Source organism: Streptococcus parasanguinis, from assembly GCF_001578955.1.
Taxonomy (GTDB): Bacteria; Bacillota; Bacilli; order Lactobacillales; family Streptococcaceae; genus Streptococcus; species Streptococcus parasanguinis_U.
The window spans coordinates 365191-365989 of record NZ_KQ969689.1 but is presented as its reverse complement, the minus strand read 5'-3'; the positions used below and the strand labels follow the sequence as shown (position 1 = coordinate 365989).

General features: G+C 38.5%; 1 protein-coding gene. It reads right to left on the bottom strand.

Annotated elements, in window-relative coordinates; genetic code table 11:
- The coding region (locus SPADD19_RS01720) for a response regulator (protein ID WP_061455254.1) at nucleotides 1-541 on the bottom strand (541 nt) is incomplete at its 3' end.
- Between the last annotated feature and the right edge of the window lie 258 nt (nucleotides 542-799).

The window sequence follows — 799 nt, the reverse complement described above, 5'->3', positions numbered from 1 at the left end:
GCTCACGGGTCATCACTTGACCAACATGGGTCGCAAGGTGATAGAGCAATTCAAATTCGCGATGGGTCAAGTCCAATTCTTTGTTGCCTTTTTGAACCAAAAAAGCATCTGGAAGAATGTGAAGATCACCAATGACAATTTCCGTATCGGCATCATTTTCAAGCTGAGGATCAGCCGCAAACTCAGAACGACGCAACAAGGCTTTCACACGCGCTTGCAATTCCCGATTCGAGAAGGGTTTGGTCACATAGTCATCTGCCCCAATTTCAAGCCCAATGACCTTATCAAATTCCGTATCTTTGGCAGATAGGACAATGATCGGCACATTACTGGTCTTACGAATCGTCCGCGCCACTTCCAAACCATCAATCTCTGGTAACATCAAATCTAGAATAATAACATCTGGATTTTCAGCCGCAAAGACTTCCAATGCTTCCCGGCCATCAAAGGCTGTCAAGACTTCATAGCCCTCTTTTGCCATGTTAAATTTGATAATATCTGAAATTGGTTTTTCATCATCAACTACTAATATTTTTTTCATCTTACATACCTGTTTCTAATGCTACTTTTCCTTATCAATCTCTATCTTCTAATTATATCAAACTTATGAAGAAATGTGGAGTCTCAATTGCTGGACTTTCCAATAAGAAAGGGTAAAAAAGACCGAGAAGTTAAAATCTCAGTCTCAGAAAAAACGAATGATATGTAGAAGATAAAATCACTTAAGAGATTCTAAAAAAAGTTAATTTCCTACTTGCTAGAATGAATGAATCATTTATTAAAAACTTTCCGTCGTGAG